9 protein-coding genes are annotated in these 6,646 nt (G+C 70.1%); 6 read left to right on the top strand and 3 right to left on the bottom strand.

Going from position 1 to position 6,646, the window contains the following annotated elements; genetic code table 11:
• Positions 1-167 precede the first annotated feature (167 nt).
• Positions 168-1,091 (top strand): carbohydrate ABC transporter permease, encoded by a 924-nt coding sequence (locus tag ACWD1Z_RS36020; protein WP_451124914.1) that lies wholly within the window; start codon positions 168-170, stop codon positions 1,089-1,091.
• 147 nt (positions 1,092-1,238) lie between these two features.
• A complete protein-coding gene (locus ACWD1Z_RS36025) occupies positions 1,239-1,379 on the top strand; it encodes a hypothetical protein (RefSeq protein WP_451124916.1) in 141 nt (46 codons plus the stop codon).
• 292 nt (positions 1,380-1,671) lie between these two features.
• On the opposite strand, the gene trxB is transcribed toward ACWD1Z_RS36025, so the two are convergent.
• Together trxB and ACWD1Z_RS36035 are read right to left on the bottom strand one after the other, a co-directional pair.
• Positions 1,672-2,661 (bottom strand): thioredoxin-disulfide reductase, encoded by a 990-nt coding sequence (trxB, locus tag ACWD1Z_RS36030; RefSeq protein WP_451124930.1) that lies wholly within the window; start codon positions 2,659-2,661, stop codon positions 1,672-1,674.
• Positions 2,662-2,703: 42 nt separating this feature from the next.
• Positions 2,704-3,123, bottom strand: a complete 420-nt coding sequence (locus ACWD1Z_RS36035) for an arsenate reductase ArsC (RefSeq protein ID WP_451124918.1) — start codon at positions 3,121-3,123, stop codon at positions 2,704-2,706.
• A 97-nt stretch (positions 3,124-3,220) separates the two neighbouring features.
• Here ACWD1Z_RS36035 and ACWD1Z_RS36040 point away from each other — a divergent pair, with 97 nt between their 5' ends.
• Genes ACWD1Z_RS36040 through ACWD1Z_RS36050 form a run of 3 tightly spaced genes read left to right on the top strand, consistent with a single transcriptional unit; the run spans position 3,221 to position 5,421 of the window.
• A complete protein-coding gene (locus tag ACWD1Z_RS36040; RefSeq protein WP_451124920.1) occupies positions 3,221-3,535 on the top strand; it encodes an ArsR/SmtB family transcription factor in 315 nt (104 codons plus the stop codon).
• A gap of 36 nt (positions 3,536-3,571) precedes the next feature.
• Entirely contained in the window at positions 3,572-4,363 is a 792-nt protein-coding gene (locus tag ACWD1Z_RS36045) for an aquaporin (RefSeq protein ID WP_451124922.1), read from the top strand.
• Positions 4,360-5,421, top strand: coding sequence for an ArsO family NAD(P)H-dependent flavin-containing monooxygenase (locus ACWD1Z_RS36050; RefSeq protein WP_451124924.1), 1,062 nt, complete (start codon positions 4,360-4,362; stop codon positions 5,419-5,421). The genes ACWD1Z_RS36045 and ACWD1Z_RS36050 overlap by 4 nt, the downstream gene beginning before the upstream one ends.
• 36 nt (positions 5,422-5,457) lie before the next feature.
• On the opposite strand, the gene ACWD1Z_RS36055 is transcribed toward ACWD1Z_RS36050, so the two are convergent.
• On the bottom strand, positions 5,458-5,823 hold the full coding sequence (locus ACWD1Z_RS36055; protein ID WP_451124926.1) for an ArsR/SmtB family transcription factor: 366 nt from the start codon (positions 5,821-5,823) through the stop codon (positions 5,458-5,460).
• 192 nt (positions 5,824-6,015) lie between these two features.
• Here ACWD1Z_RS36055 and ACWD1Z_RS36060 point away from each other — a divergent pair.
• Positions 6,016-6,646 (top strand): FAD-dependent oxidoreductase (locus tag ACWD1Z_RS36060; protein WP_451124928.1); only part of this gene is annotated, 631 nt, incomplete at its 3' end.

The following is a 6,646-nucleotide window of genomic DNA, read 5'->3' on the forward strand; positions in this document are numbered from 1 at the left end:
GGCGGTCCCGGCAACTCCACCCTCGTCCCCGCCTACTTCGCCTACCAGAACTTCTTCGAACGCGCCGACGTCGGCTACGGATCCGCGATCTCCAGCACCATCACCCTCCTCGTGCTGGTCATCGCCGGAACGATGCTCGCCCGCCAGGCCCGCGAGGACGGATGACCATGAAGACCGACACGATTCCTCCCACCGCGCCGGACGCCGGGCAGGCCGCGCTTCCGCGCCCCGCCCGCCGGACAGGACATCGCGGAAAGCCAACGGCCGCCGGACGGGGAGCGGGTTACTACGCCGTCGTCGCCGCCGTCACCCTCTTCGTCCTCGCCTTCCTCGCCCCCTTCCTGATCATCCTGGTCAACTCCTTCAAGACCAGCGCCGACTACCGCGCCAACGGTTCCCTTTCCTGGCCCGAGCAGTGGAACTGGAGCATCATCGGCGACGTCTGGGAGCGCGTCGACTTCACCCAGAAACTCGTCAACAGCATCCAGATCAGCCTCGGCGTCGTCGTCATCGCCGTAGTCCTGGCCCTCCTCAACGCCTACGCCATCGGGATCGGCCGCATCCGATGGCGCACCGCCTTCCTGGTGTTCTTCCTCGGCGTCAACGTCCTGCCGCAAGAGGGCCTGGTCTACCCCATCTACTACCTGTTCAAGGAACTGGGCCTGTACGACGGCAAGCTCGGCTACACCATCCTGGTCGGCATCACCTACAGCGCGTTCGGCACCTACCTGCTCTCCTCCGTCTTCAGCACCTTCCCCCGCGAACTCATCGAGGCCGCCTCGCTCGACGGCGCGGGCCGCCTGACGATCCTGTGGCGCATCGTGCTGCCGATGAGCTGGCCCACCCTGTCGGTGATGTGCGTGTTCTTCTTCGTCTGGAGCTGGAACGAGTTCCTCTACCCGCTCGTCCTGCTCATCTCCAACGACCAACAGACCGTCCCGCTCGGCCTGTCCGTCATGCAGGGCCAGTACACCAGTGACCCCACCGCCATGAGCGCCGCCGCCCTCCTCGGCGTCATCCCGATGATCGTCTTCTTCCTCATCTTCCAGCGCTCCCTCACCCGCGGCCTCACCGCGGGCGCCGTTAAGTAGCCGCACGGTCATCAGCCACCCCGGATCCGGACCCCAACCGCCCCGCACCGGATCCGGGGTACCACCGCCCCCTCGAAGCCGTCCCCAGCAGCACAGGAAGGAGCCCAGCCCACCACCCGAAAGACCCGCCATCTCGATGAGGCCCCCATGAAGACCACCACCGACCAGAGCATGCGCCGCCAGCAATGCTTCGTCCCGCACGCGACCAGCCTCCCGCTGGACCACACCCCTCAAGCAGCACACCGGGCCCACCATCTGACGCGGCCCTGGTCGTCTCCGCACTCGTGACGAACGCCTACGTCACGGGTCAGCGAGTCGCGATCTCGGCGGACGGGACCGCGGCCAGCCGTGCGGGCGGCGCGGCCAGGACCACGACCAGGCTCATCGCCATGTTCAGGATGACCGCCGACAGCGCGGCGAAGCCGAACAGACCGATCAGCAGAGGCAGGCGGAACTCCGCGCCGCCAGCGCGCCCGCGGCAGCACGCGCGGCCGGGCCGTCGTGCTGTTCCCGAGGTCCGGTCAGCGTGGCAGCGCTCGTCCTGGCAGTTTGTGCTGGCTGCCGGGACGAGCGTCGGTGCTCAGGCGGCGACGTTCTCGAGGTCACGTTCCGGGGCTGCCTCGGCTGTGGAGGCTTCCGTGGTGTCCGCGCGGGCGGCGAGGAAGCGCTCGGCGTCCAGGGCGGCCTGGCAGCCGCCGGCGGCAGCGGTGATCGCCTGACGGTAGGTGTGATCGACAACGTCGCCTGCGGCGAAGACGCCGGAGAGGTTCGTATGCGTCGAGGGCGCGTGGACCTTCACGTACCCCTGCTCGTCCAGGTCCAGCTGCCCCTTGAACAGTTCGGTCCGCGGGTCGTGGCCGATCGCGATGAACAGGCCGGTCACGTCGAGGTGGCGGGTCGTGCCGCTGAAGACATCGCGCAGCACGACGCCGGCGAGTTTGCCGTCCTCCTCCTTGATCTCCGCGATCTCGCTGTCGAAGGCGAAGGAGATCTTGTCGTCGGAGAAGGCGCGATGCTGCATGACCTGGGAGGCCCGCAAGGTGGAGCGGCGGTGCACGACGGTCACGGAGCGGGCGAAGCGGGTGAGGAAGGTGGCCTCCTCCATGGCGGTATCACCGCCGCCGACCACGACGATGTCGCGATCGCGGAAGAAGAAGCCGTCGCAGGTGGCGCACCACGACACCCCCCGACCGGACAGCTCGTCCTCCCGGGGCAGCCCGAGCTTGCGGTACCCGGACCCGGTGGCGACGATGACGGCCTTCGCCCGGTGCGCGGTGCCGGCGCTGTCGGTCACGGTCTTGATGTCGCTGCTGAGGTCGACCTCGATGATGTCGTCGTCGACCATCTCGGCGCCGAAGCGCACCGCCTGGGCCCGCATGTTCTCCATGAGGACCGGGCCGTCGATGCCGTCGGGGAAGCCGGGGAAGTTCTCCACCTCGGTGGTCGTCGTCAACGCGCCGCCGACGAAGATGGCGCCCCCGAAGACGAGCGGCCTGAGTTCGGCGCGGGCGGTGTAGAGGGCGGCGGTGTAACCGGCGGGGCCGGAGCCGATGACGATGACCTCACGTATGCCGTCGCTGTCGGTGCCGTCGCTTCCCTCGGCCACTGGGGGTCACGCCTGCTGCTTCGCGTCGATCTCGGCGATCAGGGCCTCGATGCGCGTCTTGATCTCGTCCCGGATGGGGCGGACGGCCTCGACGCCCTTGCCGGCCGGGTCCTCCAGGGCCCAGTCGAGGTACTTCTTGCCGGGGAAGATCGGGCAGGCGTCGCCGCAGCCCATGGTGATGACGTAGTCGGACGCCTGGACGGCCTCGGTGGTCAGGATCTTCGGCTGGGCCGCGGAGATGTCGACGCCGACCTCCTTCATGGCCTCCACCGCGGCCGGGTTGACCTGGTCACCGGGGACGGAGCCGGCGGAGCGGACCTCGATCCGGTCGCCCGCGAGGTGGGTCAGGAATCCGGCGGCCATCTGGGAGCGCCCGGCATTGTGGACGCAGACGAACAACACGGAGGCGAGCGGGCTGGAGGACATGGGTTCTTCCTTCGTAAACGGGTCAAGAGGGAGGCCGGCGGTCCCAGGCTTCAGCTCGGGCTGGTATCAGCTCGGAGTGATGTGACAGTATCAGCCCATGATGACGTCAGTCGACACTGATCTGATGCGGGTTCTCGCGGACCCGCTCCGCCTCCAGATCGTCACCCTGCTCGCCAAGGAGACGCTCTGCAGCACCCATCTGATCGAGGAGACGGGAGCCAAGCAGACCAACCTCTCCAACCATCTCAAGGTGCTGCGCGAGGCCGGGGTCGTGGAGACCGAGCCCTGCGGCCGGTTCACCTACTACCGGCTCAAGCCCGACGTCATCGCCGCCCTCGCGGGTCAGTTCGCCGACCTGGCGGAGACCGCGCGCGCCACCGCCGAGAACAACCTCAAGCGGTCCTGCCCCTGATCACCGCCCTTACGGCGACTGCATGAAGGAGTCCTGTTGACCGCCACCGAGGCCGCCGAGCACGACAGAGCCGGGGAGGCCGCCATACCCTCTGCCGCTTCCCGGCATGAGCCCCAGCCCGCGCCGGGTGCCACCCCGCCCCGTACCCCACTGCCTTCCAGGGCCGCCGCCGAACTGCTCGGCACCGCTCTCCTGGTCGCCGTCGTGGTCGGCTCCGGCATCCAGGCGACCGAGCTGACGCAGGACGTCGGGCTGCAGTTGCTGGCCAACTCGATCGCCACCGTCTTCGGTCTCGGCATCCTGATCCTGCTGCTCGGCCCGGTGTCGGGCGCGCACTTCAACCCCGTCGTCACGCTGGCCGAGTGGTGGACCGCCCGGCGGGGCGGCGACGGTGTCACGGCTCGCGAGGCCGCGGTGTACGTCCCCGCACAGGTAGTCGGCGCGATCGCGGGCGCGATCCTGGCGGACGCGATGTTCGGCAAGCCCTTGGTGGAGTGGTCGACGCACGACCGCTCGGCCGGCCATCTGCTGCTGGGCGAGGTGGTGGCCACCGCCGGTCTGATCCTGCTGATCTTCGGCCTGGCCCGCACGGACCGGCTGCGGTTCGCGCCGGTGGCCGTGGCCTCGTACATCGGCGCCGCGTACTGGTTCACGTCCTCCACCTCCTTCGCCAATCCGGCGGTGACGATCGGCCGTGCCTTCAGCGACACGTTCGCGGGCATCGCGCCGGGATCGCTGCTGGGCTTCATCGGAGCCCAACTCGTGGGCGGGGCCGTCGGTCTGGCGCTGGTGGCGCTCATCTTCGTGCAGGGCCGGTCCGCTGAATGACCCTTGATGCGCAGGTGGTGGTGATCGGCGGCGGCCAGTCCGGCCTCGCCGCCGGATACCACCTGCGCCGCCTCGGCATCGACTTCGTCATCCTCGACGCCCAGGCGGCGTCGGGGGGTGCCTGGCAGCACACGTGGGACTCGCTCCGCCTCTTCTCGCCTGCCGCCTTCTCCTCTCTTCCGGGACGGCTCATGCCGCCGCAGGCGGGGGAGGAGTACCCGCTTGCCGAGCATGTGGTGACGTATCTGCGTGACTACGAGAAGCGTTACGAGCTGCCGGTCGTGCGACCGGTGCGGGCGCTCGGCGTCCACCGGGACGGACAACTCCTGCGTGTGGAGACCGACTCCGGTACCTGGCACGCCCGCGCCGTGATCAGCGCGACCGGCACGTGGTGGCGCCCTTTCCTCCCCGCCGTGCCAGGGCGTGGCGTGTTCGAGGGACGCCAGGTGCACACCGTGGAGTACCGCAGTCCGCGTGACTTCGCCGGGCAGCGCGTCGTGGTGGTCGGCGGCGGCAACTCCGGCGCTCAGATCGCCGCCGACCTGGCCTCCGCCACCGAACTGACCTGGGCCACCCAGCGACCGCCCCGCTATCTGGCCGACGACATCGACGGCCGTGCCCTGTTCGACGCGGCCACCGCCCGCCGCCGCGCCCTCGACGAGGGGCGCACGGACACCGGCGGCGTGGCGTCGCTGGGCGACATCGTCGCCGTACCTCCCGTGCGCGAGGCGCGGGACCGAGGGCTGCTCAAGGCGGGCCCGATGTTCGCCAGGCTGGTTCCCGGTGGCGTCGAGTGGGCCGACGGCACCCGCGCCGAGGCCGACGCGATCATCTGGTGCACGGGCTTCCGGCCCGCGCTCTCCCACCTGGCCCCACTCCGCCTTCGGGGCCGCCGCGGTCACATCGCCACGGAGGGCACCCGCGCGGTGGACGAGCCGTGCCTGCACCTGCTCGGCTACGGCGACTGGACCGGACCCGCCTCCGCGACCCTGATCGGCGTCGGCCGCACTGCCCGCGAGGCCGCGCAACAGATCGCGCACCGCCTTCGCGCTGAATAGGCGGTCGAAGCCGCAGGGCAGGGCGGCTCGGTGCGCTCAGGTGCGCAGGTCGAGCATGGCGGACATCGCGGCGACCACGGGCGGGGCGACCTGGTAGTAGACCCAGGTCCCGCGCCGCTCGCTGGTGAGGAGGCCGGCTTCGCGCAGCTTCTTCAGGTGGTGGGAGACGGTCGGCTGGGAGACGCCGACGTCGGAGATGTCGCAGACGCACGCCTTGCCGCCCGCGGACGAGGCGACCTTGGAGAACAGGCGCAGCCGCACCGGGTCGGACAGTGCCTTGAACATCGCGGCCATCTTCTCCGCGTCTGCCTGCGACAGTTCCCCGGCGGTGATCGGCGGGCAGCACGGCACCGCCGTCCCGGTGTCCAGGACGGGAAGCTCGGCAACCTCTGATTTCGACATGTGTCTATGTTGACACTCGTCGATGCGAGTGGCAAGCTCCAGGCAACGACAGACATCGACAGACATCGAAACAGGGAGTCGGCGCAGGTCTGCGACACCTCCTGCCGGGCCATGGGCCACCGGCGGCGCACGCGATCCCCGTACTCCTTCGCCCGCTGATCCCGCACCACCCACTCAGGGAGATCGACCACCATGAGCGAGCAGCACCTCCCCGTCGTCGTCATCGGAGCCGGTCCCACCGGCCTGGCCGCGGCCGCCCACCTTGTCGAGCGCGGCATCGAGCCCCTGGTCCTGGAAGCCGGACCGGCCGCCGCGGCCGCGGTCCGCGAGTGGCGCCACGTGCGTCTGTTCTCCACCTGGGGCGAGCTCACCGACCCGGCCGCCGAGAAGCTGCTCGCCCCCACGGGGTGGAGCAAGCCGGACGCCACCGACTACCCGACCGGAGGCGACTGGGCCGAGCGCTACCTGCAGCCCCTGGCCGACGTCCTCGGCCGGCGCGTCCGCTACGGCGCGCGCGTCACCGGCGTCTCCCGCACCGGACGCGACCGCATCGTCGACGCCGACCGCGAGAGCCAGCCCTTCGTCGTGCACGTCACCACCGCCGACGGCGACGAGGAACGCCTGTTCGCGCGCGCCGTCATCGACGCCTCCGGCACCTGGAACACCCCCAGTCCGGCCGGGGCCAGCGGTCTGCCCGCCCTCGGTGAGAAGGTGGCCGCGGACCGCATCACCTACCGCGTGCCCGACCTCACGGACCCAGCCGTACGCGCCCGCTACGCAGGCAAGCGCACCGCCGTCATCGGCTCCGGAGCCTCCGCCTTCA

It is taken from the genome of Streptomyces sp. NPDC002784, from assembly GCF_053592135.1.

Excerpts from the sequence above, each read along its gene's own strand:
- ACWD1Z_RS36020 (WP_451124914.1), top strand. The coding sequence starts at position 168 with ATGAAGACCGACACGATTCCTCCCACCGCGCCGGACGCCGGGCAGGCC.
- ACWD1Z_RS36025 (WP_451124916.1), top strand. The coding sequence starts at position 1,239 with ATGAAGACCACCACCGACCAGAGCATGCGCCGCCAGCAATGCTTCGTC.
- ACWD1Z_RS36035 (WP_451124918.1), bottom strand. The coding sequence starts at position 3,123 with ATGTCCTCCAGCCCGCTCGCCTCCGTGTTGTTCGTCTGCGTCCACAAT.
- ACWD1Z_RS36040 (WP_451124920.1), top strand. The coding sequence starts at position 3,221 with ATGATGACGTCAGTCGACACTGATCTGATGCGGGTTCTCGCGGACCCG.
- ACWD1Z_RS36050 (WP_451124924.1), top strand. The coding sequence starts at position 4,360 with ATGACCCTTGATGCGCAGGTGGTGGTGATCGGCGGCGGCCAGTCCGGC.
- ACWD1Z_RS36055 (WP_451124926.1), bottom strand. The coding sequence starts at position 5,823 with ATGTCGAAATCAGAGGTTGCCGAGCTTCCCGTCCTGGACACCGGGACG.